This window comes from Paraburkholderia sp. PAMB 6770, from assembly GCF_057748135.1.
In genome coordinates, this window is the sequence record NZ_CM173239.1 from 1,976,617 (window position 1) to 2,003,024 (window position 26,408).

Sequence of the window (26,408 nt, forward strand, 5' to 3'; positions counted from 1 at the left end):
CGCGTCAGGGCCGCGGCGCGGCCAGCGCCTGATTCCGTTCGGTCAGCGTGCGGATCAGCCCGTCGAGACCGGATTGCCCAATCTGTTCGCCGAACTGCTCGCGATAGGTCTGCACGAGCCACGCGCCCAGCACGTTCAGATCGTACACGCGCCAGCCCTGCGCGGTCTTGCGCAGCCGATAGTCGATCTCGACCGGCTGCGAACGGGTCAGCGCCACCGTGCGCACGAGCGCATCGGTGGCCGAGGGCGCGACGTGCTGCGGCGGGTATTCGATCCGCTGGTCGGGACGCAGTTGCGCGAGCGCGCCCGCATAAAGACGGATCAGCAGCGTACGGAACTGCACCACCAGTGCCTGCCGCTGGGCCGGCGTCGCTTCGCGCCAGTAGCGGCCGAGCGCGAGCCGGGTCGTATAGTCGAAGTCAACGTAAGGCAGGATGTCGCGGTTCACGATGTCGATCACGCGTGCGGAATCGTCCGGCGCGATAGCCTCGTGCCGGATTTCGTCGAGCACCTGCCCCGTCGCGCTGCGGATCAGCGCCTGCGGCCCCGACTGGTCGTCGATGCGCGCGTGCGCGACCGAACTCGCCGCCGCGAGGAGGGCCATCAATACGCGCAGCAAAAGCATTTTCATCGGATGCGGCGCGCGTGCGGCATGCGCTTCGGCAGGCGTGCGTTCACGACTTGAGCCGGTAGCCGGTCCTGAAGATCCACGCGATGATCACGAGAAACACGGCGAGAAAGAGCGCCGTCATCCCGAGACTCACGCCGACGTTCACGTCGGCGAGGCCATAAAAGCTCCAGCGGAATCCGCTCACTAGGTAGACGATCGGATTGAACAGCGTGACGATCTTCCAGAGCGGCGGCAGCATGTTCACCGTATAGAAGCTGCCGCCGAGAAAGGTGAGCGGCGTGATGATCAGGAGCGGCACCAGCTGGAGCTTCTCGAAGCTGTCGGCCCAGATGCCGATGATGAACCCGAGCAGGCTGAAGGTCACGGCCGTGAGCACGAGAAACAGCACCATCCACAGCGGATGCTGGATCTGGATCGGCACGAACAGCCCCGACGTCGCGAGGATGATGAGGCCGAGCAGGATCGACTTCGTCGCCGCCGCGCCCACGTAACTCACGACGATCTCCAGATAGGACACCGGTGCGGACAGCAGTTCGTAGATCGTCCCTGTGAAGCGCGGAAAGTAGATGCCGAACGATGCGTTCGAAATGCTCTGCGACAGCAGCGACAACATGATCAGCCCCGGCACGATGAACGCGCCGTAGCTCACGCCGCCGACCTCGCGGATGCGCGAGCCGATCGCGGAACCGAACACGACGAAATACAGCGACGTGGAGATCACCGGCGCGATGATGCTCTGCATCAGCGTGCGCCACGTGCGCGCCATTTCGAACCGGTAGATCGCGCGGATTGCGTGCAGATTCATTGCCGGCCTCCCACCAGACTCACGAAAATGTCTTCGAGCGAACTCTGCGTGGTCTGCAGATCGCGAAAGCGCACGCCGGCATCCTCCAGCCCCTTCAGCAGCGTGACGACGCTGTTATGCTCGCGCTGCGCATCATACGTATAGGTCAGTTCGCTGCCGTCGGCCGACAGCGTGAGCCGGTACGCGTCGAGCGCCGGCGGCAGCGCCGCGACCGGCTGCTCCAGCTGCAGCGTGAGCTGCTTCTTGCCGAGCTGGCGCATCAGTTCCTCTTTGCGCTCGACCAGCATGATCTCGCCGCCGTTGATCACGCCGATGCGCGCGGCCATTTCCTCGGCCTCGTCGATGTAGTGCGTCGTGAGGATGATCGTCACGCCGCTTTCGCTCAGCGCGCGCACGAGCGCCCACATGTCGCGCCGCAATTCGACGTCGACGCCCGCGGTCGGTTCGTCGAGGAACAGCACGCGCGGCTCGTGCGACAGCGCCTTGGCGATCAGCACGCGGCGCTTCATGCCGCCCGACAGCGTCATGATCTTGTTGTTGCGCTTGTCCCATAGCGAGAGGTCGCGCAACACCTTCTCGATCCACGCGGGATCCGGCGGCTTGCCGAACAGGCCGCGGCTGAACGACACGGTGGCCCACACGGTCTCGAACGCGTCGGTGGTGAGTTCCTGCGGCACGAGGCCGATCAGCGAGCGCGCGGCGCGGTAGCCGCTGCCGATATCGTGGCCGTCGACGCTCACCGTGCCTTCGCTCGGCTTCACGATCCCGCAGATGATGCTGATCAGCGTGGTCTTGCCGGCGCCGTTAGGACCGAGCAGCGCGAAAATCTCGCCGCGCTCGATCGTCAGGTTGACGTTCTTCAGCGCCTGAAAGCCGGACGCATAGGTTTTGGACAGATTCTTGACGGTGACGATGGGCGTCATGGATGAAGTAAAAACAGGCGCGAGCATGGATCGAACGGGCCGGGCGCAGGCCCGGCGCTTCGTTGCAGAGGCAACGACAACTTCCGCAATGTAGCCGAAAGTGGCCGATCGTGCCGACAATCTGCCTGCGCCCGCTCACTTCACTTCACGTCGCGCCGCGTGGCCCCCCCCGGCGCCGCATGTGTCGCGCATCGCCGCGGGCGGCGGTGCGGCCGCCGCGCACCTGCCGCGCACCTGCCGCTCGCCCGCCTTACACCGCCCGGCGCCGGGGCGGCCACGCGGCGCGGCCCCGCCCGGGGGCGTGGGGAAATCCGCCCGGCTCAGCCCGCGAGCTTGCGGAACGTCTCCAGCACCGCCTCGCCGCGAAACGGCTTCACGATCCAGCCCTTCACGCCGGCCGCCTTGCCGCGCTCCTTCATCGCCGGGCTGCTCTCGGTCGTGAGCATGATCACGTTCACCGCGCTGTTGCCCAGTTCGCCGCGGATCTTCTCGACCATCGTCAGCCCGTCCATGTTCGGCATGTTGACGTCGCTGATCACGAGCCGCACGCCGGGGCTGCCGCGCAGCTTCGCGAGCCCGTCCTTGCCGTCCACCGCCGTGTCCACGTCGAGGCCGTTCTTGCGCAGGAAGCCCGCCACCTCGTCGCGCACCGTGCTCGAATCGTCCACCACCAGAATTTTTGCCATGTTCGTCCTTGATGTTCGTCCGTGTTGAGTCGTTCAAAACAGTTCGAGTTCGCCGCTTGTCTCGGGCACGTCGTCGATCTGCGCGACGAAATCGAGCGGTGCATGCGCGCACACGCACAGCGTCGCGCCCAGCGTCACGCCGTCGGCGAGCGTCACCGCATACGTCGCGAGCAGATCCGGCTTCAGCGCAGCCAGATACGATGCACACTTCGCGCTCAGCAGATACGGCGTGGACATCCCGAGATCCGGGAAATGCTGTTGCAGCGACTGGTTGAGCGCGCCGCAGCACAGGTTGCTGATCTCCAGAAACACTTCGCGAAACGCACGTGGCCCGTCGTCGCGCACGTAATGGCGCACCGTGCGTTCGTCCTCGCCGAAGTGCAGGATCAGCAGCAGCCTGAACGCCAGCCCGGAGAGGGTCAGCACCGCGAGGTGCGTGTGCGGCGCGCCGGGCACGCGCGCCTCGCCAGCCCGAGTGATCTCGCACGTGTCGTCCGGCCGCGCGGCAAGACGCGTGCGCAGCGCGTGGAACAGAATCCGCTCGAAGCCTTCCCGTGCATGCGGACCGATCACGGCGCCGCCTGCTGCAGTGCCGCCTCGAACTGGCTCGCGAGCGTCTCGACGCTGGCAAGCGACGCCGCCAGCATCTTGCCGCCGGCCTGAATGTCCTGAAACGTCGCGGTAGTCGTGAGATCGTTGCGATGCAGGCTGTCGCGATAGCTGCGCGACAGTTCCTCGGAGCGCGCAGCGAGCGCACGCACCTCGCTCGCGACGACCGCGAAACCGCGCCCCGCCGAGCCGGCGCGCGCCGCTTCGATCGACGCGTTCAGCGACACGATCACCACGTGCCGCACGATCGACGACAGTTCGTGATTCTTCGTATGCATGTCCTGGTTTTGGGTCATCAGCGAGATCATCTGCTCGTGCCAGCGTTCGAACGTGGCCGCGAGCCCTTTCAGCCGCGACGCTTCGCTCGCGATCCGGTTCGCCTGGCGCTCCCACTGAACCTTGTCGTCGCGCGCGGCCTGCAGCGCATCGTGCGCCTGAACGGCATGCCGGGTCTGCGCATCGAGTTCGTCGCGCAGCGCGCCCAGCATCGCTTCGAATCGCTCCCTTTCCTCCAGGTGCTGCGCACCCAGCGCATCCACGCGCGCCTCGGCCTGCGCGAGCGCCGCTTCATGGCGACCCGCGTCGGTGCGCGCGCGCCGTTGTGTCCTCGCGTGCGCGAACCGCAGCACACCCAGCGCGCCACACGCGCTCGCCGCGCCGCCCGCCAGCGCCGCCCACAGATACGGTTGAATCACTGCTTTTCCTTGCCGGCAATCAATTGAACATTGCGCACGTCGCGCGCTCAGGCGACCAGCGCGCCGCGTGACGCATCGCCGCCCGCATGCGCGCGCAACGGCAGACCGACGGTGTCGACCGCGAGGTGCGCCGGCAGGCTGACGATCGTCTCGAACGAGCGGAACGCCGCGCCCACGTGCGTATCGGTGAAGCGCAGCGCGATGCCGCCCTGCGCGCGCGCGAGGAAGTCGCGCACCGCATCCATGCCGACGCCGCGGCCCGACACCTCGGTCACCGCATCGGCCGTCGAAAAGCCGGGCCGGAAAATCAGTTCCGCGATCTGCTCGTCGCTCAGCACCGCATCGGCATCGATCAGCCCCTTGTCGATCGCGACACCGCGAATCCGCTGCAGCGCGAGTCCGCGCCCGTCGTCGCCGAGCGTGATCTCCAGCGCACCGCTGTCGACGCCGACCTCGATGCCGATCGTGCCCGCCGGCGGCTTGCCCTGCGCGACGCGCGCGTCGGCCGCCTCCAGGCCGTGATCGACCGAGTTGCGCAGCAGATGCATGAATACGTGATTCAGCGTGCTCGCCGCTTCGCCGCGCACGCGGTAGCCGTTGTCGTCGATGCGCACGGCGGGCGCGTCCTTGCCCAGTTCGCGAGCGAGCGACGGCAGCGAGCCGAGCACCCCCGCCAGCGCCTCGCCGATGCTCGCGGTGCCGAGCACGCGCAAGGTCTGGCGCACGGTGTCGCGCATTGCCTGCAGCGCCTGCAGATCGTCGCCCTTCGCCGCTTCAAGCAGGCGCAGGCTCTCCTGGATGTGCGCGATGTCGACCCTCAGATACTGCTCGGCGGCGTCGCGCGGCATGCTACCCTTGCGGCCGAGGCTCACCTCGTTGATCGTTGCATAGCTGTCCAGCGCGGCGCGCACGCGCGCCAGCTCCTGCATCAGCGTGTCCTGATCCCATTCGACGTCTTCCGCCGCCTCGCGCAACGCGTGATAGCGCTGCTCCGTCTCGTGCACGACGCCGGTCAGGTATTGCAGGTTATAGGTGCGCGCGTTGCCCTTGATCGTGTGCATGTTGCGGAACAGCCGCGCGATCGCTTCGCGATCGGCCTCCGAATGCTGGCGAATGATCCGTTCGTTTTCGCTGACGAAGCCGGTCGCGCTCTCGATGAAGCGGTGGAACTTCTCTTCGCTGACCGCGAGTATCTCGCCGATCATTTCAAGCTGGCGCTTCTGCTCGCCCGCTTCGGCCGCGAGCTTGCGCAACTCGGTCACGTCGCGCACGCACAGCATCAAACGCACGATCGTGTCGTGGTCGTCGGTAATCGCTGACCAGTTCAGGTCGAGAATCTTCACGCGTCCGTCCGGCATGCGCCGTTCGATCTCGCCGATCAGCAGATGCTCGTTGAACGCGAAGTTGATCGCATCCTCGCCAAGGCACGCGTGCACCGCCGCGTCGATCTGGGCGCGCACGTCCGCGCTCAGGTCCGCCTGCGCGAACACCAGCGCCATCAGGTCCTGGCCCGCTATCTCGCGGGTCTCGAAGATCGCTTCGAGATACGCCGAGTACTCGGCGTGAATGACGCCGCCGTCGAGCACGGTGAGGATGCCCTGCTGCATGTTCTGCAGCATCGCCTGGATGTCGGCGGTCTTCTGCCTGAGCTGCAGCGCGCTCTCCTCGATCTTCGCGATCATCTCGTTGAAGGCGACGATCGAGCGGCCGATTTCGTCGAGGCGGCCCACCGGCACGCGCCGCGTGAAGTCCTGACTCGCGGCGATCTCGCTCATCATCGACTGCATGCGCGTGAGCGGACGCGTGATCTGGCGATACAGCAGCACGCCGATCGCGGCCAGCACCAGCACCGTCAATGCGGTCACGATGCCGATCGCGGTCGTCGTGGTCGACAGCGTGCCGTTGAGCGCGGCAATGGCCGCATCCTTTTCGCGATTCTTCTCGATGCGCAGCGTCTCGACGATACCTTCGAGCTCGTCGCGGTATTCGGCGACGTCGGCGAACAGATAGGCCTGCGCGAGCGCGTCCTTGCCGGCCGCCTTCATCTTCGCGGTTTCGTCGATCGCGGCGAAATAGTTGCCGAGGCTTTCGTCGGCCTGCGCGACCAGTCCGGTCTGCGCGTGGCTCGCGGCATCGCGCGCCTGCAGCGCGAGCGCCTGCTTCAGCGCCGCTTCCTTCGCTTTCAGCTCGTCGCGCGCCTGGGCAACGAGGTTGCCGTCGGGCGAGTAGACGAGCGTCATGACGGCGAGCTGGACGTCCTTCACCTCGGCCACGAGATCGGACGAGGCGAGCGCACTCGGCACCACGCCCTGCGTCACGGTTTTCACCTCGACGGCGCTGCGCGAGGTCTGATAAACCGCATAGATGCCGATCGCGGACAGGGCCGCGAACATCAGAAGGACCAGCAAGATGATGCGATGACGAATGGTCATGAAGGCAATTCCCCGTAAGCTGTGCGCACCCTGGTGTGGAGCACGCGGCCCGATCTTGTTGATTGCGTGAGCCGCTGTGACGAGCGTCACGATTATCGTGGGAAGAATGTGACCTGCAGATGACCATGCGCGGATCCGTGGGCCGCGCCGCTGCTCGCCGTTGCTCTGAACGACGGGGATAGACGCGCATTCGTGCGCGTTCGGAAAATATGCGCGGCGCGGCGAAATGTTGCTCAAGTTCCGCCGCGCGCCGCCGTTACCGATGGCCGTTATCGTTTTGTGCCCGCTCAGTCGAGCAGCGCCCGCACCCCCTGACGCGCGTCGCGGCGCAAGCGTTCGAGATCGAGGCCGGGAATGACGCCGTCGTCGACCACCACGCGTCCGTTCACGATGCTGTAGCGCACGCGCACCGGCTCGCCCGCGACCACCGGCGCCACCGCCGGATCGTGAAAGCCGCCGAAGCGCAGCGCGTTCAGATCGTAGACGACGAGGTCGGCCGCCTTGCCGGCTTCGAGCGTGCCCACGCCGGCGAGACCCAGCACGCGCGCGCCGCCGGCGCTGCCCCAATGGATCGTCTGCTCGACGCTCGTCGCGTCCGCACCCTGCGCGGCACGGTGCACGAGCCACGCGAAATGCGCCTCGTGGCTCATGCTGCCGGATTCGTTCGACGCGACGCCGTCCACGGCAAGCGACATCGGCACGCCCGCCTGCGCCATCTGCGGAGCCGGCGCAATGCCGCTGCCGAGCCGCGCGTTGCTCGCCGGGCAATGCGCGCAGCCGCTGCCGCTTTGTGCGAGCAACGCGATCTCGCCCGGCTGCAGATGCACGAGATGGGCGAACCAGACGTCGGGGCCGAGCCATTCGTGATCGGCGACGAACTCGACCGGCAGCTTGCCGAAGCGCTCACGGCAGAAATCCACGTAACGCATCGTCTCCGACAGATGCGTGTGCAGGCGCAGGCCCATCCCGCGCGCCGCGCGCGCGAGCTCGGGCAGCAGCGCGGGCGGTAGCGAAAAGGTCGGCGTGGTCGGCGCCACCACCACGCGCCGCATCGATGCCGCGCCCGCGTCGTGATAGCGCGACTTGAGCCGCTCGATGTCGGCGAGCATCTGGTCGAGCGTCTCCGGCAGCAGCGCACCGCTCGCGAAACCCGGATGATCCCCCGCCGACTGCAGCGCGCCGCCGCGGCACAGCACGAAACGCATCCCGAACGAGGCGGCCTCCTCGAACAGCAGATCGCCGCTGTGCGTGGACCCGTCGCGGTGATACAGGTAGTGGTGATCCGCGCAGGTCGTGACGCCCGACAGCAGCAACTCCGCGAGGCCGAGACGCACCGCGGTGCGCACCAGTGCGTCGTCGAACTTCGCGAGCCGCGGGTACGGCACCGCCGCGAGCCATGCCTGCAGGTCCGCGTTCAGGCCCGACGGCACGCCTTTCAGCAGGTTCTGGAACAGATGATGGTGCGTGTTGACCCAGCCCGGGTAGACGACGCAGCCGCTTGCGTCGATCACGCGCTCGCCGTCGCCGGGCACGAGATCGCGGCCGATTTCCGCGATCCGTCCGTCGCGGATGCGCAGGTCGACCGACCCGAGGCGCGCGTCGTCGCCCTCCCGGCCGCTCATCACCGCGAGCGGCCGCCTGATCAGCAAGGATCCGGTTTGCGTGTTCAATGCGTTCTCCTTGTGGATTCAGACCGTCTGCTGCTCGTCGCCGACGAGCGGATGCGTGGCCGCCGACAACGGCGGCGCAGCATGCACGCCGTTCAATACCGCATTCAGCGCGACCGACACGAGGCACGCGAGCACCACGCCGCTTTGCAGGAACGGCTGGGTCCACTCGGGCATCCGGCCGAACACCGTGGGCGCCATCACCGGAATCAGCGCGGTGGCGAGCGAGAAGCCGACGATCAGCACGTTGTAGCGGTTGCCGTCGAAGTCGACCTTCGCGAGCGTCTGCACGCCGGCCGCCACGACCACGCCGAACATCGCGATACCCGCACCGCCGAGCGCCGCGGGCGGCGTCGAGGCCACCACGGCGCCGATCTTCGGCACCAGCGCGACCACGCACATCAGCACCCCGCTCACCGCGACCACCCAGCGGCTGCGCACGCCCGTCAGGATCACGAGACCGACGTTCTCCATGAACGCGATGAACGGGAACGCGGCGAACATGCCGGCAATCGCACTCGCGAGGCCGTTCGCGCGCAGCCCGCTCACCACCTCCTCTTCGCTCACTTCCTTGCCGGCGATGCCGCCGATCGCGACGAACAAGCCCATCGATTCGACCATCTGCACGATCATCACGACGATCATCGTGAGCACCGGCACGAGTGCGAACACCGGCGTGCCGAAATGGAACGGCACGGGCACCGTGAACCACGGTGCGCGCGTGACCGGCGTGAAATCGCCCATGCCGAGCGCGCAGGCCAGCACGCCGCCGGCGATCAGACCGATCAGGACTGCCAGGTTGCGCACGAATGCGTTTGCAAACCGGTTGATCCCGAGAATCACCAGTGCGACGAACAGCGTCACGCCCAGATAGGCCAGTCCGCCGAAGTGCCCCGCGGCCTTTGCGCCGGAGCCGCCGCCGACCCAGTGATACGCGACCGGAAACAGTTGCAGGCCGATGACGATCACGATGCATCCGGTCACCACCGGAGGAAAGAAACGCCGCAGCCGCCCGACGACCGAGGCCGCCACCATCGTGAACAGCCCCGCGCCGATCACCGCGCCGCACACGCCGGCAAAACCGACCCCCGGGCTCGTGCCAATCGCGATCACTGGCCCGACGCTGCTGAACGCGACGCCCTGCAGGATCGGCAGCCGGACGCCGAAACGCCAGCAGCCGACCGTCTGCAGGATCGTCGAGATGCCCGAGCAGAACAGCGCGGTGCTGATCAGGATCGTCGTGTCGGCCTGCGACATCTTCAGCGCCGACGCGACGATCAGTGGGACGGCGATCGCGCCGATGTACGCGACCAGCATGTGCTGCAAACCGAGCGTGATCATCTGGCGCTTCGGCAGAACCCGGTCGACCGGGTGTACGGCAGTGTTCATCGTCTGTCTCCTGAATCTCGTTGTCGATCGGCACGCGCCTGCCGGCTTGCCTGTGCGCCGGCGGCGCGGCGCGCGCCGCGCGGTTCGCCCGTCAGGCCGTCACTGGCTCGGCAAGGCAGGCGTGGAAGCGGTCGGTCAGCGCGGCGCGATCGAGATCGCGGCCGATGAATACGATGCGGCTCGTGCGCGGCTCGCTCCCCCACGCCTGCGCCGCGCGCAGTTCGATGATGTCGTGCACCCCTTGCAGCACGTAGCGATACGGCTGACCGTGCACCGCGAGAATGCCCTTCATCCGGAACAGCGCGTCGGCGCCGGCGCGGCGCAGCTCGGCGAGCCAGGTCTGCAGCGCGTCGAGATCGATGTCGGCGGCCACCTCGATGCCGACCGAAGACACCGTGGGGTCGTGCTGATGGTCGTCGTGATCGTGAGCGCCGGCGTGCGCGTGATGGGCGTCGTGGTCCGTCTCATGCTCATGCTCATGCTGATGCTCATGCCCGTGCGCCGCCGCGCCGAGCAGCCCGTCCGCGTCGACCAGCGTCTGCGCGAACTCGGACGCGCCCACGCCGAGAATCCTGTCGAGATCGATCTGCGCATAGCTCGACGTGACGATCTGCGCCGTTTCGTTCAGCCCGCGAATGCGCTGTGTGAGCGCGTCCACCTGCGCACCGGTGACGAGGTCGACCTTGTTGATCACGATGCGGTCCGCGCAGACGATCTGGTCGACCGCCTGGTTGTCGGTGCCGTCGAGCACGAGATCGTCCAGATGCGCGCCGATGTGCTTCGCGTCGACCATCGTCACGACCGCGTCGAGCGTCACGCGCTGCGCGATCGGATCGTCGATGAAGAAGGTCTGCGCGACCGGGTACGGATCCGCGAGACCGCTCGTCTCGACGATGATGTGATCGAGCCGCTCCGGCCGCTCGACCAGCATCCTGACGATGCGCACCAGGTCTTCGCGCACCGCGCCGACGCAGCAGATGCAGCCGTTCGTCATCTCGTAGATTTCCTCGGTCGAGTCGAGCACGAGGCCGCCGTCGATCCCGATCTCGCCGTATTCGTTCTCGATCACCGCGATCTTGCGGCCATGCTTCTCGCGCAGGATGTAGTTCAGCAGCGTCGTCTTCCCCGCGCCGAGAAAGCCGGTCAGCACGGTGACCGGAATGCGTTCGGGGTGGTGGTGCGTCGTATGGATCATCGTCATGTCGTCTCTCCAGTCGTACTCTCGGAACTGCTCTTCTGCAGCGAGGAAACGCCGCACGCCTCGCCCCAGCGCGCGACGCGGCCGGTATCGAGCCCGAACAGATCGAGCACGCGGCCGAGCGTGTGATCGACCATCTGTTCGAGCGATGCGGGTCGTGCGTAGAAAGCGGGCACCGGCGGCGCGACGATCGCGCCCATCTCGGTGACCGCGGCCATGTTGCGCAGATGCGCCAGCGTGTACGGCGTTTCGCGGGCGAGCAGCACCAGCCGGCGACGCTCCTTGAGCGTCACGTCGGCGGCGCGCGCGAGCAGCGTCGACGACAAGCCGTGCGCGATCTCGGCGAGCGTCTTCATCGAGCAGGGGGCGACGATCATCCCGAGCGTCGCGAACGAGCCGCTCGCGATGGCCGCCGCGATGTCGTCGCAGCGGTACGTGACCGATGCGAGCGCGTTCAGCCCGGCGAGCTTCAGCGACGTTTCGTGCGTCATCGTCAGCAGCGCGCCGCGCGAAACCACCAGGTGCGTCTCGATGTCGAGCCCGCGCAGCAATTCGAGCAGCCGCTGGCCGTACACGAAGCCCGACGCGCCGCTGATGCCGACCACCAGCCGCCGCGCGCCCGCCGCGACACGCGCGTTCATGTCCGGCCTCGCGCGCTGTCGTCGAGCCGCGCGAGCACGGCGCGTGCACGTTGCTGCGCGGCATCGCCGATGCGCGCGCGCACGCCGTCGAACCCCGCGCCGCGCGTCGCGTCGATCCCCATGCGCGAGGTCGTGCCGGTCGCGGACGCCGACGGATCGAGCGCGCTGCCCGGCAGCCCGTCGACGACGAACAGATCGCGATGCGGCTGGAAATGCGTCGCGATCGCCCACAGCACCTCGGCGTCGCTGCTGACGTCGATGTCGCTGTCCACCGCGACGACGTTCTTCAGATACGGATCCCAGCCGAGCAGCGCGAGCATCACCTGGCGCGCCTCGCCGTCGCGGCCCGGCGTCATCGCGACGTAGCAGTGAAAATGGGTGCCCGAGTTCGGATAGTGCACGGCGGTCACGGCGGGAAAGCGCGCTTTCAGCTTCTCGATCATCTCCGCTTCGCGCGGCAGGCGCGCGAGCGTCAGATGCTCCGCATACGGGCCGCCGACCACGTCGACGAGCCACGCGTCGTGACGCCGCAACAGCGCGTCCACGCGCAGCACGTTGTTCGTCGAACGGTCCGACGAGTACCCGGTGAATTCGCCGAACGGTCCTTCGTCCGCGTGCGCATCGGGATCGATATGGCCTTCGAGCACGAACTCGGCCGCGGCCGGCACGCCGATCCCATGACGCGGCGTGCGCACGATCGCGAGCGGCTCGCCGAACAGGCCGCCCGCCACAGCGCGCTCGTCGCAGCCGAACGGCACGCGCGCGGCGGCCGCCAGCATGAACAGCGGATGCGCGCCGATCACCATCGCGACCTTCAGCGTGTCGCCGCGCGCCTTCGCGGTCTGCAGCATGCGCCACAGATGGCCGCGCGAATGCAGGCTCGTGGCGAGCGCATTGCGCGCGTGCCGCATCGAGCGGTGATAGCTCAGATTCGCGATGCCGCTCGCCGGATCCTCGGCGACGATCACCGCATTGGTCACGTAAGGACCGCGATCGGTCTCGAAGTGGCGGATCATCGGCAGGCACGCGAGATCGACCGCATCGCCCTCGAACACCTGATCGAGCACCGGTCCGTGCGCGACGACCTTCGGCGCGAGCGGCGCATTCGCGCGCTGCTGGTACGCGTCGTGCAGCGCGTCGGGCGCGACGCCGAACAGGCGGGCAATGCGCGCGCGCGACGCGAAGCAGTTCGTCACGAGCGGCGTGCCGATGCCGTCCACCCGTTCGCAGACGAGCATCGGATGCGCGCCGCGCGCGGCCAGCCCGGACACGAGCGCGCTCACGTCCTGATCGGCGGACACCGGGTCCGGGACCGTCAGCACATCGTCGGCGAAACGCGCGCGATACGCGTCGACGAACGTGTGGAAATCCTGGGTTTCACTGAAAACGCTATACGCCATGATGGCTCCATCGGATCAGCCCGTGCTCCGGGCGTGGCCGCCGGACGGGCCGGCCCCTGCGGTGCGCGGATGCCGCGCGCCGTGTGCCGGCGCGCGGCGCCCGCGCGGCGCTCACACGTAAGTCGACTTCAGACGCTGTTCCGCTTCCGCGAGGTCTTTCGGCGGCTTCGTCGGCTCGATGCCCACCAGCCGGGCAATGTTGTTGCCCATGTAGTCCTCCAGACCGTCCTCGTCGAGTTCCATCCCCTGCGGGGCGGGCGAGCACAGCATCTCCAGCTCGCGCAGCCACATGCCCGGTTCGTTCGGCGGCGAGTCGGTGCCGAACACGATCTTGCTGCGCGGCAGCTCGCGCGCAAACTCGACGATGCGCGACTGGAAGCACCAGCCCGATTCGCAGTACACGTTCGGCGTATCCATCGCCATCCAGAACGCCTCGAACGAGTAGTTGCCCCCCGTCTGGATCCCGAAGTGACCGATGATGAAGTTCACCATCGGGAACTCGCGGATGATCGGATAGAACTGCGTCGGAATGGAATACGGGCCGTCGCCGGTGTGGATCAGCACGACGACGCCGAGCTCCGCGCACTTCTTCATCGCCGGGCGCAGCCAGTCGAGCGCGCGGTCGGGCCGGTAGCCGTGCATGTTCGCGTGCAGCTTCAGCATCTTGAAGCCGTACTCCTTCACGTGGAATTCCAGCTCCGCGGCGCCGTTTTCCGGGCCCCAGCGCGGGTTGTACGTGAAGTTGCCGATGAAGCGGTCCGGGTACTTCTGCGTGAGCTCGGCGATATACGACATGTAGTCGCGGATGCCGTCGCGGCCGCGCCGGTTGCCGTCGCGATAGCCGGTATTGCCCGGCGGCGGCTGGATGAAGCCCATGTCGATGCGGCGCGGCTTGCCGTTGATCAGGTAGGGGCCGTCCATCATCTTCAGCAGACGCTCGCCGGTAAACGGCTCGCCGGTGTGACGCCACGCTTCGTCGACGAGGTTGGTCGGGTGCAGGTGCGTATCGATGATCATCAGCGGGCTCCGGCGTAGGCGGACTGGCCGGCGCGCGCGTCCCGCGTGCCGGAAAACGGGTTCAGACGGGCTTGCGCCTCGGCGACGCTGCGCGGCGGCGGGCTCGGTTCGAGTCCGATCATCCGCGCGAGGTTGTTGCCGAGGTAGTCTTCGAGCGTGTCCTCGTCGAGGTTCAGGCCCTGCGGCGGTTCGTGGCAGAGCACCTCGAGCAGCCGCAGCCACATGCCGGGTTCGTTCGGCGGCGTGTCGGAGCCGTAGAGAATCTTGTGCTTCGGCAGTTCCTTCGCGAACTCGACGATGCGCGACTGCAGGCACCAGCCCGACTCGCAGTAGACGTTCGGCGCATCGAGCGCCATCTGGTACGGCTCGAAGCAGTACACGCCGCCCGTCTGCACGCCGAAGTGCGCCATGATGAAATTGACCGACGGAAACTCGCGGATCAGCGGGTACCATTCGGTCGGAATGCTGTACGGGCCGTCGCCGGTGTGCAGCTTCACGAGCAGGCCGAGGTCCGCGCACTTCCTGAGCGCCGGGCGCAGCCAGTCGAGCGCGCGGTCGGGCCGGTAGGCGTGCATGTTGGCCTGCAGCTGGACCATCCGGAAGCCGTGCTCCTTCGCGTAGAACTCGATCGCATCGGCGCCGTTCGCGGCGCCGCAGCGCGGGTTGTAGACGAAGCAGCCGAGCAGCCGGTCCGGGTAGCGCTGCGTGAGCTCGACGGTGTACGCCATGTAGTCGTCGATCGACTCGCGCCCCGAACGTTCGCCGTCGGTCCACGTGTAGATGGTGTTGCCTTGCGGCGGCTGGATGAAGGCCTTGTCGATACGGCGCGGCTTGCCGTTGATGATGTAGGGACCATCCATCATCTCGATCAGGCGCTCGCCGGTGAACGGCTCGCCGTCGTGGCGCCAGGCGAGGTCGACCAGGTTGGTCGGATAACAGCTGGTGTCGATGATCATGTACTCGATCTCCAGGTAGGGGAACTGGCGCGAGCCAGTTGTCGGATCGCGGGCAGGCGCATCGGCAGGACCGGTCTCGCGCGGGTCCGCCGGCGCTGCCGCCCATGAGGCGCGGCATCGTCCGGGCGAACCGGTGCGGCCATTCCGTGCGGCCTTTCACAAGGCGCGTCGCTTGCGCCTTCCCCTCGCCGGCATCGAGTGTCACACTGACGTGCACTGCTGCTTGAGTGGCAGTCTCACCGCAGCGCGCGTCTCTGTACAATATTTTTTGACCTCGTTCCTGATACGTTGGCGATATGGACCTCCGGCTCTTGCGTTACTTCGCGGTACTCGCCGACGAACTGCATTTCGGCCGCGCAGCCGCGCGGCTGCACATCTCGCAGCCGCCGCTCAGCCAGCAGATCCGCCTGCTCGAAGAAGAGATGGGCGCGGCGCTGTTCCTGCGCTCGCAACACCGGGTCGAGCTGACGGAGGCAGGGAAAACACTGAAGGAACAGGCGCCGCTGATCTTCGCGCAGTTCGAACGCGCGATCGACCTCACGCGTTGCGCGGGGCGCGGCGAAGTCGGCAACCTGGAGATCGGCATCATCAGCTCGGCGATGATCGATCCGCTGCCGCGCCTGCTGCACAACTTCGCCGAGGCCCATCCGAAGCTGCACTGGCGGCTGCACGAGATGACGCCCGCCGCGCAGATCGCCGCGCTGAAGGAGCGGCGGCTCGACGTGTGCTTCTTCCGCGTCGCGCACGACGACCCGGAGATCTGCTGCGAAGCGGTGATGCGCGATACCGCCGTCGTCGCGCTACCGGACGCGCACCCGCTCGCGCGGCGCGCGACCCTCGCGCTGCGCGAGCTGGCGCACGAGCGTTTCGTGTCGTTCGGGCTGGATCATTCGCAGCTGGCGCGCGCGCTGCACGACTGCTGCGTCGAAGCGGGCTTCACGCCGCGCATCGTGCAGCAGGTCGTCGAGGTGCACACGCTGCTGTGTCTGGTGCGCGAGCACATCGGCATTGCGCTGCTGCCGTCGGCCACGCAGCAGATGAGCACCGGCGGCATCGCGTTCGTGCCGCTCGCCGCGCCCGGTCCCGACGTCTCGCTGCACGCGCGCTATCGCACGGGCGACGCCTCGCCCGCGCTCGCGCTGTTCCTCGCTCACCTGCGCGCGGCCACGCCATCGGGGGCGTCGGACGCCTCCGGGGCGTCGGACGCCTCCGGCGCGCGCTGCGACGCCTGAACGAGCGCGCGGATCGCGTCGACGACCGGCGCCACGCGCGACGTGCGCTCGCGCGGCCACACCGCGTACAGGTTGTAGTGGGTCGGAATCGCGACCGGAGTCAGCTCGACGAGGCGCCCTTCGCGGCGCGCATCGAGCGCGAGCAGCCCGCGCGCGAGTCCCGCGCCGACTCCCGCGCACGCAGCGGCGATCAGCGCCGCCGCGTTGTCGAACACCGCGACCGCGGCCGGCTCCACCGGGGGAAGGCCGGCGGCCGCGAGCCACGGCACCCAGGAGCGCTTCGTGTAGCCCAGCAGCGGCAAGTCGAGCACCTGCGACGCGTCGAGCGGCGCCGCCAGCCCCACGCGCGCGAGCAGCGCGGGCGCGGCCACCGCGCTCAGCCGGTCGCCGCAGACCAGCTCGCTTTCGAAGCCTTCCCACGCGCCGTAGCCGTAGCGCAGCGCGAGATCGGCGCGCTCGAACGCGCCGCGGTCGTGCCGCGGCGCGGACAGCAGCGTGAGCGACACGCCGTCGAGTTGCGCGAGCAGCGTCGGCAGGCGCGTGACGAGCCAGTGCTGCGCGAGTTCGGGATCGACGTCGAGCACGATCGTCTGCCGCGCCTTGCGCGCGTGCACCGACGACAGCGCGTTGTCGATCTGCTCGAAGCCGTCCGCGAGCTGGTTCGCGAACAGCACGCCTGCATCGGTCAGGACGACGCGCCCGCCTTCGCGCGCGAACAGCGGCCGCCCGACGAACGCTTCGAGCGTGCGGATCTGCTGGCTGATTGCGCCATGCGTCAATGCAAGCTGCCGGGCAGCGCTCGAAAAGCTGCCCGCCTTGGCCGCGCAGAGAAACGCCTGCATCGACTGCAGCGACGGGTACCGTTTATACATGGCTGTTAGCCCGGCTGACGGGCGCTGATAGAAATCGTCGCTTGCCGCTCGCGGGTGCCGGTTTCGATAATTCCGTCAAACACGAGGAGACACGGAATGATCGAGATCGTCGTCAACAACGAGCGTCACTCGCTCGATAATGTACCGGAAGACATGCCGCTGCTGTGGGTGCTGCGCGACCGCCTGAAGCTCACCGGCACGAAATTCGGCTGCGGCGGCGGCTTTTGCGGCGCGTGCACGGTGCATCTCGAAGGCGAAGCCACGCGCGCCTGCCAGTTGCCGATCGGGGCGCTCGCGGGCCGCCACATCACGACGATCGAGGGGCTGTCGCCCGACGGGCGCCATCCGCTGCAGCTCGCCTGGGTCGCCGAGGACGTGCCGCAATGCGGCTACTGTCAATCCGGGCAACTGATGTCCGCGGCCGCGTTCCTGAAGGGCCAGCCCGCACTCGACGACGCGAGCATCGCCGCCGCGATGTCGGGCAACATCTGCCGCTGCGGCACCTACGAGCGCATTCGCCGGGCGATCCGGCGCGCCGCCGCAGTGGCGGCGATCGAGCAGCCGGAGGCATAAATGGCGCGCATCGTTCAATCCGCGGACACCGTGCCGCAGGCGCCGCGCCGCCGCTTCCTGAAACGCAGCGCCGGCCTGCTCGCAGCGGGCCTCGCGGTCGGCTTTCATCTGCCCGATGCCTGCGCGGCCGCCGCGAACGCGAGCGGCGATCCGCATCCGCAGCCCGGCGAATTCGAACCGAACGCATGGGTGCGCGTGCTGCCCGACAACACGATCAAGCTCGTCGTGCACAAGCACGACTCGGGCACCGGCGTGTATACCGCGCTCGCGGCCATCGTCGCGGAAGAGCTCGACGTCGATCCGTTCCGCGTCGACGTGATCACGCCGGAAGACCCGTTTTTCATCGCCTACCTGCATCCGCTGTGGAAGGTGTTTTCGACCGGCGGCAGCACCAGCGTCGCGCTCGAATTCGACCGCTTGCGCCACGCGGGCGCAACCGCGCGCGCGATGCTCGTCGAGGCGGCCGCCGCGCGCTGGGGAACCGGCTCCGCCCACTGCACGACCGACAATGGTTGCGTGATCAACGGACTGGACGCGCGCCGGCTCGACTATGGCGCGCTCGCCCGCGAAGCCGCGCGCCTGCCGGTGCCGCGCAACGTCGCGCTGAAGAATCCGGCGCAGTACAAGTACATCGGCAAGCTGCAAAAGAAGCGCGACGCGCTGCAGAAATCGACCGGCGCGCTGCGCTACAGCCTCGACGTGATGCTGCCCGGCATGCTGGTGGCGCTCGTCACGCGCGCGCCGGTAATCGACGCGCGCGTGCGCCACGTCGATGCGCGTGGCGCGCTGGCCATTCCGGGCGTGCGTCACGTGCTGCAGATTCCGCCGCGCCCCGATCTGCTCGGCGGCAACCAGGCCGGCGTCGCGGTGCTCGCCGACGACTACTGGGCCGCTCATCAGGGACGCGCGGCGCTGCACGTCGAATGGGAGGACAGCCCGTTCGAAACCTTCGACAGCGCCACGCTCGCCGCCCGCCAGGCCGCGTGGCTCGACGATCCGGACGCGCGCGTCGTGCCGACCGTGCAGACGGGCGACGCGGCGCAGACGCTGCAACACGCGGCGCAGGTGATCGACGCGTCGTACTCGATGCCGTACAAGGCGCAGAACGCGCTCGAACCCGTCAACGTGACTGCGTGGGCGCACGACGGCGCGATTGCGTACTGGGGTGGCCTGCAGGTGCCGTCGGTGGTCGAAGAGGCCGCCCAGGCGATCGGCGGCATTCCGCACGAACGCGTGACGCTGCATCAGCATATCTCCGGCGGCAGCTTCGGCTCGCGCGAATCGAAGTACTGGCTGTTCGAAGCAACGTGGCTCACGCTGCAGACCGGCACGCCCGTCAAGCTGATGAACAGCCGCGAGGACGAAATGCGCGCGCTCTTTTATCACTCGGCAAGCTACCACCGCGTGCGCGGCGCGCTCGACGCGCAGGGCCGGCTCGACGCGATGCAGCTGCGCGCGGTGATGCCCGCGTCGCCGGAACAGTGGGAGCCCGGCTATTTCGACCGGCCGAACCGGATGGACTACAGCACGACCGAAGCGATCAACGCGGGCGAATTCTCGTACCGCGCCCCGCATCTCGATCTGGGCTGGGTACGGCACGAAACCGGTGTGCCGACCGGCTGGTATCGCGCGGTCAGCTACATCCCGAACGTATTCGCGGTCGAATCGTTCATCGACGAAGCGGCGCACGCGGCCGGCCGCGATCCGCTCGACTTCCGCCTCGCGCATCTGCACGACCAGCCGCGCCACGCACACGTGCTGCGCACCGCCGCCGCCCGCGCGGGCTGGCACGACCCGCTGCCCGCGAACGTCGCGCTCGGCATCGCGACCAATCAGGCGTACGACAGCTTCATCGCGATCGTCGCGCGGGTCGCGCGGCGCGACGGGCGGCTCGTCGTCGAAAAGCTCACGTGCGTCGCGGACTGCGGGCTCGCCGTGTCGCCCGGCGGCGTCGAGGAGCAGCTGTACGGCGGCATGATGTGGGGACTCGGGCACGCGAGCGCGGATCGCATCGACATCCATGATGGGCGCGTCGTGCAACGCAACTTCGACACCTGCCGCGTGATGCGGATGAGCGACATGCCGGCGGTCGACATCCAGATCGTCGAAGGCGATCCCGCGAAGCCGGGTGGCGTCGGCGAGCTGTCGAGCCCTTCGGTGACGCCCGCCGTCGCGAACGCGATCTTCCGCCTCACCGGCGAGCGCAAGCGCACGACGCCGTTCGACATGACCGTGAAGGCATGACACGCGAGCGTTTCGATTTTCCCATCGCGCCCTGTTATATCGCAGTACGAATCAATATTGATTGCCACGCCTGGGACCATGGACGGGGGCGGGAAACCGAAGCGCGCGCGCCGCGCCCGCCCCGCTAGTTCAGCGCCGGCAGCCGGCGCCAGCGCGCGTCCATGTCGCGCAGCAGCGCGATATAGCCGTTTGCGCGCCCGCTGCCGAGACTCGCGCTGGCAGCCTCGTTGGTTTCGTTCCAGAGCTGCGCGAAGCGGCTGGCAGCTTCCGCGCGCGCTAGCGGCTGGTTCAGCAGCATCGCGAACGCGAACGACAGCTCTTCCACACTGCGATGCGGCGACCAGGCCGCGGACGTCGGGTTGGTCGGATTCAAACGGTCCTCGGGCTAGAACGTGCGGCAAGCGACGCACTGTCATCGGCGCGCCAAACTTTTCGGGCACGATTGTCGGCCATGATTGTCACCGGAATATTACGGGGAAGCGCCGCGCCGGCGCCCGCTCTCGCCGCGCGGCGCGGGCGGCGCGCATGAGCGGCACGCGGATCCGCCGCGCGGCGCTGCTGCTGGCGGTGCTCGGGGTCGCGCTCGCGATGGGCGCGCCGTTCCTGCTCGGCGCGCGAGGCGTCTGGCAGGGGCTGCGCAGCGTCAGCCCGCCGCTGTTCGCCGCGCTCGCGGCGAGCGCGCTGCTGAGCGCCGCCGCCAAGGCCGGCAAGCTGCATCTGATGCAGGCCGCGCTCGGCCTGCGGCTGCGCTTCCGGCGCACGCTGACGATCACCGTGGTGACCGACTTCGCCTTCCTCGTCTCGCCGCTCGGCGCGGCCGGCTACGGCGTCAACATGGGGTTGCTGCAGCGCGCGGGCGCATCGTGGGCGCTCGCGACGACGGTGGTCGGCGCGGACCAGGCCCTCGATTTCACGTTCTTCGCGGTCGCGGTGCCGCTCTCGCTACTGGTCGCGCTGGGGCCGCTCAGCCAGATCATCCCGGCGTTTCCGCTGTCGGCGATCGTCGGCGCGCTGCTGGGTGCGGCGGTGCTCGCCATCGTGCTGTGGGCGAGCCGTCGCCCGCTCGCCCAGGCGCTCGATGCCGCGGGGCGGCGCATCCTGTGGCTGCGCGCACGCCGTGCGCGCTGGGACCGCTTTCGCCGCGGCGTGAAGGTACAGTGGGCGCGGCTGCTCACCGGCTCGCGCGGGCGGCTCGCGGCACTGCTCGTGCTGACGACGCTGCAGTGGCTGCTGCGCTATGCGGTGCTGTGGTACATCCTCGCCGAGCTGGGCTACCGCCTGCCGCTCGGTTTCGTGCTCGCGGTGCAGGCCGTCGTGCTGCACGCGGCGCTGTGGACCGGCGTGCCCGCCGGCGGCGGCAGCGGCGACCTCGCGCTCGCGGCGGCGTTCGCGCCGTGGGTGCCGCGCGCGCCGATGGCCACCGCGCTCGTGCTATGGCGCTTCTCGACCCTCTATTGCCCGCTGCTGATGGGCGCGGCCGGCTTCATCGCGCTATCGGCGCGGCGCGGGCGGCGCGCGTAGCGTCATCGCGGTGCGCGTGGCGTCGTCGTGGTGCGCGTAGCGTCGTCGCGGCGCGCATGGCGACGTCGCCACGCGCCCTGGAGGCGGCGCGCGTCAGACCGCGCTGTCGCGCGGCTTTCTGAGCCGCACCGCGAGCCGCGCATGGCCCGGATGATCGACGCGCAGCGCGAACAGACGCAGCGTCTGCGACACCAGTGCGAGCGGGTACACGGCCTTCAGCAGATCGGCGATCATCCGCCATTCGGCCCGCAGGCCCTTCCAGTAGCCGAGCTTTTCGGTCTTGCGCGCCTGCGTGACGTGCGGCCAGTGCGTGACCGCGATCGACATCCGGCGCGCGATGATCAGCCGGTTCATGAACACCTCGATGCCGAAGCGCGGCAGCCCGCGAATCTCCTTTAGCGCCGCGTCGAGCAGACGACGGTGCACGACGCGCTCGCCCGACACGAAATCGAGCCCGATCAGGCGGAACACCAGCAGACTGTTCTGCCGCAGGCTCAGGCTCACTTGCGCGCGTCCGCTCAGCACCGGCTCGGCGAGCGCGCCGATGTCGCCTGGCGCGAGCCCTTTCAGGTCGGCATCGAGCAGCATCAGCCACTCGTTTTGCGCGGCGGCGATGCCGAGCGCCATCGCGGCGCTCTTGCCGCCGTTGCGCGCACAACGGATCAGCCGCACGGACGGGAACCGCCGCACGACGTCGGCGGTATGGTCGGTCGAACCGTCGTCGACGACGATCACCTCGTCGAGCAGCGGATGGACCGACGCGACCGCGAGCACCGCCGCGATGCGCGGCGCCTCGTTGTACGCGCAGATGATGCATGAGACTTTCTGGCTTCGGCTGGGCATGAATGGATCGGTGAGTGGCGGGAAAGGAGGGAGGGCCGGCCGCGCACGGCGCCCGCCGTCGCGGGTCGCACGCCTGATACCGCCCTGCCGACATGATCCACACGAAAAAGGCGCCGCGATGACAGCGGGCGGTTTGGCGCGCACTGCGCGGCCCCGTTGGCCCCGTTGGCCCCATTGGCCGTTTCCGCCGTTTCCGCCGTTTCCGCCGTTTCCGCCGTTTCCGCCGCCTCCTCCGCCTCCTCCGCCTCCTCCGCCTCCTCCGCCTCCTCCGCCTCCTCCGCCTCCTCCGCCTCCTCCGCCTCCGCCGCCTCCTCCGCCTCCTCCGCCTCCGCCTCCTCCGCCTCCGCTTCCGCCCCCGCCCTCACCCCGGCAGCCCGGGCAGCGCCACCCCGAGTGTCTGCAGCAGCAGCACCGCGTTCAGGCCGAGCACCGCGCACGCCGCGACGAGCGCCGCCGCGGCAAGCGCGAGCCCGTTCGCGTGCTCGCCCATCACGCGGCGCCGGCAGGTGAACCACACGAGCGCGGCCATCGGCACCGGCAGCGCAAACGACAGCACGACCTGGCTGAGCACCAGCGCGCGCGTCGGATCGACGCCGGCCGCGACCACCGCGAACGACGGCGCCATCGTGATCACGCGGCGCAGCCACAGCGGAGTCTGGAAGCCGACGAAGCCCTGCATGATCATCTGCCCGGCAAGCGTGCCCACCACCGAACTCGACACGCCCGACGCGATCAGCGACAACAGGAAAATGCCGGCCGCGCCGATGCCGAGCAGCGGCGCGAGCGTGTGATAGGCCGCGCCGATCTCGGCGACGTCCGGATGGCCCGCATGGAATGCGCCGCTCGCCATGATCACCATCGCCATGTTGATCAGGCCGGCAATCGTCAGCGCAATCACCACTTCGATCGACGTAAAGCGCAGCAGCGTCACCTGCTCGCGCGCGTTCTGCGCGCTGGCGCGCTGCTGCGTGAGGCCCGAATGCAGGAACAGCGCGTGCGGCATCACGGTTGCGCCGACGATGCCGACCGCGATCGTCACCGCGTCGAGATCCGGCAGGCGCGGGCGCACCAGTTGCCCCAGCAGGTGCGGCCACGCAACCGGCGCAATGAACAGCTCCGCGAGATAGCACAACCCGATCAGCCCGACCAGCGCGCCGATCGCGAGTTCGAGCGGCCGAAAGCCCGCGCGCTCGAACAGCAGCAGCCCATAGGTGACGAGCGCGGTGATCGCCATGCCGGCGTACAGGGGCAGATGAAACAGCAGCGCAAGGCCGATCGCGCCGCCGAGAAACTCCGCCAGATCGGTCGCCATGGCGGCGATTTCGCTGACGACCCACATCGCCAGCACCGCCGGCAGCGGGAAATAGCTGCGGCACAGCTCGGCGAGATTGCGCCCGGTGACGACGCCGAGCTTCGCGGAAAGCCCCTGAAACAGCATCGCGACGACGTTCGCCAGCACGACGACCCACAGCAGTGCGTACCCGTAGCGCGCGCCGGCCTGGATGTTGGTCGCGAAGTTGCCCGGGTCCATGTACGCCACCGACACGACCACGGCCGGCCCCGCGAACGGCAGCACCAGCGCGGCGCCGCGGCGGCGCCCTTCGAGCGCCTCGCGCAGCGCGCGACGGGTGCGCGCGGTGAGCCCGGCCGGGGCGGTGTCGTCGCGCACACGTTCGTCCATCGGTACCTCGCCTGAGGGCGCCGCGGCGGCGGGCGGCCCGCGCGGGCCGCGCACGGACGGCCTGCGGGCGCCGGCTGGCGCACCAGAATGGAGCGGGCCGCGCGACGGCTGCCGCGCGCTCGCATGCGGCCGAATGCCGCCACGTATTAATTTCTCACAATTATCAGAATCGCGCGTCAGCGAAACGGCCGCGCCGGACGTTATGCTGTTGCAGCCGCGCGGCGCCCTGCCGGCGCATGTTTCGCGGGCAATTCCCCTCTTCGGACGTTTTACCTCATGGCTTACTCGCCGATTACATTCCTTTCGCGCGCAGGCATCTCCTGCGCGCTTGCCTGCTGTCTGATCGGCCCCCTGCACAACGCCTGCGCGGCAGACCGCGTAATCGTGCTCGACTCCGGCGAAGCCCAGCTCACGCTGATCGACGAGGCCACCCACAAGGTGGTCGGCACCGAGCCCACCGGCAAGGAGCCGCACCATCTGATGATCACGCCCGACGGCAAGTCGCTGATCGTGGCCGACTCGGTGTCGAACAACCTGATGTTCGTCGATCCGCACAGCGGCAAGGTGCAGCGCATCGTCGAGGATATCGAGGACCCGTACCAGCTTGGCTTCTCGCCGGACCACAAATGGTTCGTCACGGCCGCGCTGCGAATGAACCGCGTCGACATCTACCGCTACGACGGCACCAACGTGACCCTCGTCAAGCACATTCCGCTCGGCAAGACGCCGAGCCACATCACGTTCTCGTCGGATAACCGCACCGTGTTCGTCACGCTGCAGGACTCGGGCGAGCTCGCCGCGATCGACCTGCCGACCCAGACCGTGCTGTGGAAGCTGCACGTGGGCAACGAACCCGCGGGCCTGTGGATGGTTCCGGGCGACCGCTACCTGCTCGTCGGCATGACCGGCGAGGACGACGTGACGGTGGTCGACTGGCACAAGCGCCAGGTGGTCAAGAAGATCCACACCGGACGCGGCGCGCACAACTTCCGCAATCTCGACGACGGCCGGCACGTCGCGGTGACGAACCGCGTCGACAGCACGATCAGCCTGATCGACTACACTACGCTCACCAACGCCGGCGACATCACCGGCCTGATGCCGGGGCCGGACGACATGGAGCTGTCGGCCGACAAGCGCTACCTGTGGGTCGGCTTCCGCTTTGCGCGGCACGTGGGCGTGATCGACCTCACGACGCGCAAGCTGATCGCCACGATCCCGGTGGGCCGCTCGCCGCACGGCATCTTCTTCGACAACCGCGCGCCGGTGTATTCGCCGAATCCGGACTGAACGCGGCCGGCGCGGCGCATGGCCCGCGCCGCCCGGCCATCGTGACGCAACCACGGGAATTACGATGCTTCATCAACTCGTCGCGCAACTCGACAATGTGGTGTCCTGGCTGCAGACGCAGCTGTACGTCGACGTCGTGCAGCCGTTCTTCTACCGTTTCGGCCTGATGGGCTACGACGAGGACACCTACGACGCGCTGTACTGGGTGATCGTCGGCGTGCTCGAAATCGTCATCACCTACCTGACGCTGCGCCCGCTCGAAGCGCTACGGCCGATCGAGCCGTGGCAGAACCGCAAGGCGCTGCGCGCGGACGTGATCTACACGTGGATCGCGAAGCTCGGCATCATCAACGTGGTGTTCTTCGTGCTGCTGCAGCCGCTGTTCGACCACTGGCAAAGCCTGATCGCGATCCACAACATCCCGAACATCGATCTGGACGGCGTGTGGCCCGGCGTCACCGACCAGCCGCTCGTGTCGTTTGCGATCTACCTCGTCGTGCTCGACTTCGCCGGCTACTGGTATCACCGCTGGCAGCACCGCTTCGGCGTCTGGTGGGAACTGCACGCGGTGCATCACAGCCAGCAGCAGATGTCGCTGTGGTGCGACGACCGCAACCACTTCCTCGACGACATGATCCAGGCGGCGTTCTTCGCGGCCCTCTCGCTGTTCATCGGCGTGCAGCCGACCCAGTTCGTCGTGCTCGTCGCGGTCAGCAACTTCATGCAGAGCATCCAGCACGTGAACGCGCGCCTGCCTTACGGGTGGCTGCTCGAACGCATCATCGTGAGCCCGATCTTTCACCGCCGCCATCATGCGGTCGGCTACGGCCACGAAGGCACGCGCTACGGCTGCAACTTCGGCGTGCTGTTTCCGTGGTGGGACATGATGTTCGGCACCGCGTCGTGGAACCGCGAACTCGAACCCACCGGCATCCGCGACCAGTTGCCGGCGCCGCACGGCGCGGCGCGCAACTACGGCGGCGGGCTGCTCGCGCAGCAGGCGCTCGCGTTCGTGCGCATCTACGAGCGGCTGCGCGGCCGCCGCGCATACGCCGCCAACGGCGACGCGGCGGGCTGAGGCACAAGCCGCGCGGCGGCTTACT

The 26,408-nt window shown here is 68.3% G+C and carries 24 protein-coding genes; 6 read left to right on the forward strand and 18 right to left on the reverse strand.

What is annotated here, in order from left to right; genetic code table 11:
• Positions 1-4: 4 nt before the first annotated feature.
• The 14 genes from AC3AP7_RS26165 to AC3AP7_RS26230 form a co-directional block, all read right to left on the reverse strand.
• Positions 5-631 (reverse strand): MlaC/ttg2D family ABC transporter substrate-binding protein, encoded by a 627-nt coding sequence (locus tag AC3AP7_RS26165; protein WP_487363203.1) that lies wholly within the window; start codon positions 629-631, stop codon positions 5-7.
• Between the two features lie 43 nt (positions 632-674).
• On the reverse strand, positions 675-1,436 hold the full coding sequence (locus AC3AP7_RS26170; RefSeq protein WP_487363204.1) for an ABC transporter permease: 762 nt from the start codon (positions 1,434-1,436) through the stop codon (positions 675-677).
• Positions 1,433-2,359 carry an ABC transporter ATP-binding protein gene (locus tag AC3AP7_RS26175; RefSeq protein ID WP_487363205.1) on the reverse strand — a complete coding sequence of 309 codons (927 nt, stop codon included), beginning with the start codon at positions 2,357-2,359 and terminating at the stop codon, positions 1,433-1,435. Before AC3AP7_RS26175 ends, AC3AP7_RS26170 begins: the two co-directional genes overlap by 4 nt.
• Before the next feature lie 320 nt (positions 2,360-2,679).
• Entirely contained in the window at positions 2,680-3,045 is a 366-nt protein-coding gene (locus AC3AP7_RS26180) for a response regulator (protein WP_487363206.1), read from the reverse strand.
• 33 nt (positions 3,046-3,078) lie between these two features.
• Entirely contained in the window at positions 3,079-3,618 is a 540-nt protein-coding gene (locus tag AC3AP7_RS26185; protein ID WP_487363207.1) for a hypothetical protein, read from the reverse strand.
• Positions 3,615-4,349 carry a methyl-accepting chemotaxis protein gene (locus AC3AP7_RS26190; RefSeq protein WP_487363208.1) on the reverse strand — a complete coding sequence of 245 codons (735 nt, stop codon included), beginning with the start codon at positions 4,347-4,349 and terminating at the stop codon, positions 3,615-3,617. Before AC3AP7_RS26190 ends, AC3AP7_RS26185 begins: the two co-directional genes overlap by 4 nt.
• 47 nt (positions 4,350-4,396) lie before the next feature.
• Entirely contained in the window at positions 4,397-6,781 is a 2,385-nt protein-coding gene (locus AC3AP7_RS26195) for a HAMP domain-containing protein (protein ID WP_487363209.1), read from the reverse strand.
• 287 nt (positions 6,782-7,068) lie between these two features.
• Positions 7,069-8,403, reverse strand: a complete 1,335-nt coding sequence (locus AC3AP7_RS26200) for an amidohydrolase family protein (RefSeq protein ID WP_488324879.1) — start codon at positions 8,401-8,403, stop codon at positions 7,069-7,071.
• Between the two features lie 66 nt (positions 8,404-8,469).
• A complete protein-coding gene (locus AC3AP7_RS26205) occupies positions 8,470-9,837 on the reverse strand; it encodes a nucleobase:cation symporter-2 family protein (RefSeq protein ID WP_487363211.1) in 1,368 nt (455 codons plus the stop codon).
• 91 nt (positions 9,838-9,928) lie between these two features.
• Positions 9,929-11,038, reverse strand: coding sequence for a CobW family GTP-binding protein (locus AC3AP7_RS26210; protein WP_487363212.1), 1,110 nt, complete (start codon positions 11,036-11,038; stop codon positions 9,929-9,931).
• The gene (locus AC3AP7_RS26215) at positions 11,035-11,676 is read right to left on the reverse strand and encodes a UbiX family flavin prenyltransferase (RefSeq protein WP_487363213.1); all 642 of its coding nucleotides are present in this window, start codon (positions 11,674-11,676) and stop codon (positions 11,035-11,037) included. Before AC3AP7_RS26215 ends, AC3AP7_RS26210 begins: the two co-directional genes overlap by 4 nt.
• Positions 11,673-13,076 carry a UbiD family decarboxylase gene (locus AC3AP7_RS26220; protein WP_487363214.1) on the reverse strand — a complete coding sequence of 468 codons (1,404 nt, stop codon included), beginning with the start codon at positions 13,074-13,076 and terminating at the stop codon, positions 11,673-11,675. Before AC3AP7_RS26220 ends, AC3AP7_RS26215 begins: the two co-directional genes overlap by 4 nt.
• Before the next feature lie 111 nt (positions 13,077-13,187).
• Positions 13,188-14,093 (reverse strand): amidohydrolase family protein, encoded by a 906-nt coding sequence (locus AC3AP7_RS26225; protein WP_487363215.1) that lies wholly within the window; start codon positions 14,091-14,093, stop codon positions 13,188-13,190.
• A complete protein-coding gene (locus AC3AP7_RS26230) occupies positions 14,093-15,049 on the reverse strand; it encodes an amidohydrolase family protein (protein WP_487363216.1) in 957 nt (318 codons plus the stop codon). The genes AC3AP7_RS26225 and AC3AP7_RS26230 overlap by 1 nt, the downstream gene beginning before the upstream one ends.
• 296 nt (positions 15,050-15,345) lie before the next feature.
• On the opposite strand from AC3AP7_RS26230, the gene AC3AP7_RS26235 reads away from it, so the two are divergent.
• Positions 15,346-16,281 (forward strand): LysR substrate-binding domain-containing protein, encoded by a 936-nt coding sequence (locus AC3AP7_RS26235; protein WP_487363217.1) that lies wholly within the window; start codon positions 15,346-15,348, stop codon positions 16,279-16,281.
• On the opposite strand, the gene AC3AP7_RS26240 is transcribed toward AC3AP7_RS26235, so the two are convergent.
• Positions 16,200-17,153, reverse strand: a complete 954-nt coding sequence (locus AC3AP7_RS26240; RefSeq protein ID WP_487363218.1) for a LysR substrate-binding domain-containing protein — start codon at positions 17,151-17,153, stop codon at positions 16,200-16,202. The genes AC3AP7_RS26235 and AC3AP7_RS26240 overlap by 82 nt on opposite strands.
• A gap of 96 nt (positions 17,154-17,249) precedes the next feature.
• On the opposite strand from AC3AP7_RS26240, the gene AC3AP7_RS26245 reads away from it, so the two are divergent.
• Both AC3AP7_RS26245 and AC3AP7_RS26250 read left to right on the forward strand, forming a co-directional pair.
• A complete protein-coding gene (locus tag AC3AP7_RS26245; protein ID WP_487363219.1) occupies positions 17,250-17,726 on the forward strand; it encodes a (2Fe-2S)-binding protein in 477 nt (158 codons plus the stop codon).
• On the forward strand, positions 17,727-19,970 hold the full coding sequence (locus AC3AP7_RS26250; RefSeq protein WP_487363220.1) for a xanthine dehydrogenase family protein molybdopterin-binding subunit: 2,244 nt from the start codon (positions 17,727-17,729) through the stop codon (positions 19,968-19,970).
• Between the two features lie 124 nt (positions 19,971-20,094).
• On the opposite strand, the gene AC3AP7_RS26255 is transcribed toward AC3AP7_RS26250, so the two are convergent.
• Positions 20,095-20,343: a hypothetical protein gene (locus AC3AP7_RS26255; protein ID WP_487363221.1), complete on the reverse strand. Its 249-nt coding sequence runs from the start codon at positions 20,341-20,343 to the stop codon at positions 20,095-20,097.
• 152 nt (positions 20,344-20,495) lie between these two features.
• Between AC3AP7_RS26255 and AC3AP7_RS26260 the strand changes: the two genes are divergently transcribed.
• On the forward strand, positions 20,496-21,491 hold the full coding sequence (locus AC3AP7_RS26260) for a lysylphosphatidylglycerol synthase transmembrane domain-containing protein (protein WP_487363222.1): 996 nt from the start codon (positions 20,496-20,498) through the stop codon (positions 21,489-21,491).
• A 93-nt stretch (positions 21,492-21,584) separates the two neighbouring features.
• On the opposite strand, the gene AC3AP7_RS26265 is transcribed toward AC3AP7_RS26260, so the two are convergent.
• Together AC3AP7_RS26265 and AC3AP7_RS26270 are read right to left on the reverse strand one after the other, a co-directional pair.
• Positions 21,585-22,334, reverse strand: a complete 750-nt coding sequence (locus AC3AP7_RS26265) for a glycosyltransferase family 2 protein (RefSeq protein ID WP_487363223.1) — start codon at positions 22,332-22,334, stop codon at positions 21,585-21,587.
• A 361-nt stretch (positions 22,335-22,695) separates the two neighbouring features.
• On the reverse strand, positions 22,696-24,015 hold the full coding sequence (locus AC3AP7_RS26270) for an Nramp family divalent metal transporter (RefSeq protein WP_487363224.1): 1,320 nt from the start codon (positions 24,013-24,015) through the stop codon (positions 22,696-22,698).
• A gap of 276 nt (positions 24,016-24,291) precedes the next feature.
• Here AC3AP7_RS26270 and AC3AP7_RS26275 point away from each other — a divergent pair, with 276 nt between their 5' ends.
• Both AC3AP7_RS26275 and AC3AP7_RS26280 read left to right on the forward strand, forming a co-directional pair.
• Positions 24,292-25,305 carry a YVTN family beta-propeller repeat protein gene (locus tag AC3AP7_RS26275; RefSeq protein WP_487363225.1) on the forward strand — a complete coding sequence of 338 codons (1,014 nt, stop codon included), beginning with the start codon at positions 24,292-24,294 and terminating at the stop codon, positions 25,303-25,305.
• A 64-nt stretch (positions 25,306-25,369) separates the two neighbouring features.
• The gene (locus AC3AP7_RS26280; protein ID WP_487363226.1) at positions 25,370-26,383 is read left to right on the forward strand and encodes a sterol desaturase family protein; all 1,014 of its coding nucleotides are present in this window, start codon (positions 25,370-25,372) and stop codon (positions 26,381-26,383) included.
• Positions 26,384-26,408: the final 25 nt, after the last annotated feature.

Excerpts from the sequence above, each read along its gene's own strand:
- AC3AP7_RS26215 (WP_487363213.1), bottom strand. The coding sequence starts at position 11,676 with ATGAACGCGCGTGTCGCGGCGGGCGCGCGGCGGCTGGTGGTCGGCATC.
- AC3AP7_RS26225 (WP_487363215.1), bottom strand. The coding sequence starts at position 14,093 with ATGATCATCGATACGCACCTGCACCCGACCAACCTCGTCGACGAAGCG.
- AC3AP7_RS26165 (WP_487363203.1), bottom strand. The coding sequence starts at position 631 with ATGAAAATGCTTTTGCTGCGCGTATTGATGGCCCTCCTCGCGGCGGCG.
- AC3AP7_RS26205 (WP_487363211.1), bottom strand. The coding sequence starts at position 9,837 with ATGAACACTGCCGTACACCCGGTCGACCGGGTTCTGCCGAAGCGCCAG.
- AC3AP7_RS26220 (WP_487363214.1), bottom strand. The coding sequence starts at position 13,076 with ATGGCGTATAGCGTTTTCAGTGAAACCCAGGATTTCCACACGTTCGTC.
- AC3AP7_RS26240 (WP_487363218.1), bottom strand. The coding sequence starts at position 17,153 with ATGTATAAACGGTACCCGTCGCTGCAGTCGATGCAGGCGTTTCTCTGC.
- AC3AP7_RS26260 (WP_487363222.1), top strand. The coding sequence starts at position 20,496 with ATGAGCGGCACGCGGATCCGCCGCGCGGCGCTGCTGCTGGCGGTGCTC.
- AC3AP7_RS26195 (WP_487363209.1), bottom strand. The coding sequence starts at position 6,781 with ATGACCATTCGTCATCGCATCATCTTGCTGGTCCTTCTGATGTTCGCG.
- AC3AP7_RS26235 (WP_487363217.1), top strand. The coding sequence starts at position 15,346 with ATGGACCTCCGGCTCTTGCGTTACTTCGCGGTACTCGCCGACGAACTG.
- AC3AP7_RS26180 (WP_487363206.1), bottom strand. The coding sequence starts at position 3,045 with ATGGCAAAAATTCTGGTGGTGGACGATTCGAGCACGGTGCGCGACGAG.
- AC3AP7_RS26275 (WP_487363225.1), top strand. The coding sequence starts at position 24,292 with ATGGCTTACTCGCCGATTACATTCCTTTCGCGCGCAGGCATCTCCTGC.
- AC3AP7_RS26270 (WP_487363224.1), bottom strand. The coding sequence starts at position 24,015 with ATGGACGAACGTGTGCGCGACGACACCGCCCCGGCCGGGCTCACCGCG.
- AC3AP7_RS26280 (WP_487363226.1), top strand. The coding sequence starts at position 25,370 with ATGCTTCATCAACTCGTCGCGCAACTCGACAATGTGGTGTCCTGGCTG.
- AC3AP7_RS26170 (WP_487363204.1), bottom strand. The coding sequence starts at position 1,436 with ATGAATCTGCACGCAATCCGCGCGATCTACCGGTTCGAAATGGCGCGC.
- AC3AP7_RS26175 (WP_487363205.1), bottom strand. The coding sequence starts at position 2,359 with ATGACGCCCATCGTCACCGTCAAGAATCTGTCCAAAACCTATGCGTCC.
- AC3AP7_RS26210 (WP_487363212.1), bottom strand. The coding sequence starts at position 11,038 with ATGACGATGATCCATACGACGCACCACCACCCCGAACGCATTCCGGTC.
- AC3AP7_RS26250 (WP_487363220.1), top strand. The coding sequence starts at position 17,727 with ATGGCGCGCATCGTTCAATCCGCGGACACCGTGCCGCAGGCGCCGCGC.
- AC3AP7_RS26230 (WP_487363216.1), bottom strand. The coding sequence starts at position 15,049 with ATGATCATCGACACCAGCTGTTATCCGACCAACCTGGTCGACCTCGCC.
- AC3AP7_RS26200 (WP_488324879.1), bottom strand. The coding sequence starts at position 8,403 with ATGAGCGGCCGGGAGGGCGACGACGCGCGCCTCGGGTCGGTCGACCTG.
- AC3AP7_RS26245 (WP_487363219.1), top strand. The coding sequence starts at position 17,250 with ATGATCGAGATCGTCGTCAACAACGAGCGTCACTCGCTCGATAATGTA.
- AC3AP7_RS26265 (WP_487363223.1), bottom strand. The coding sequence starts at position 22,334 with ATGCCCAGCCGAAGCCAGAAAGTCTCATGCATCATCTGCGCGTACAAC.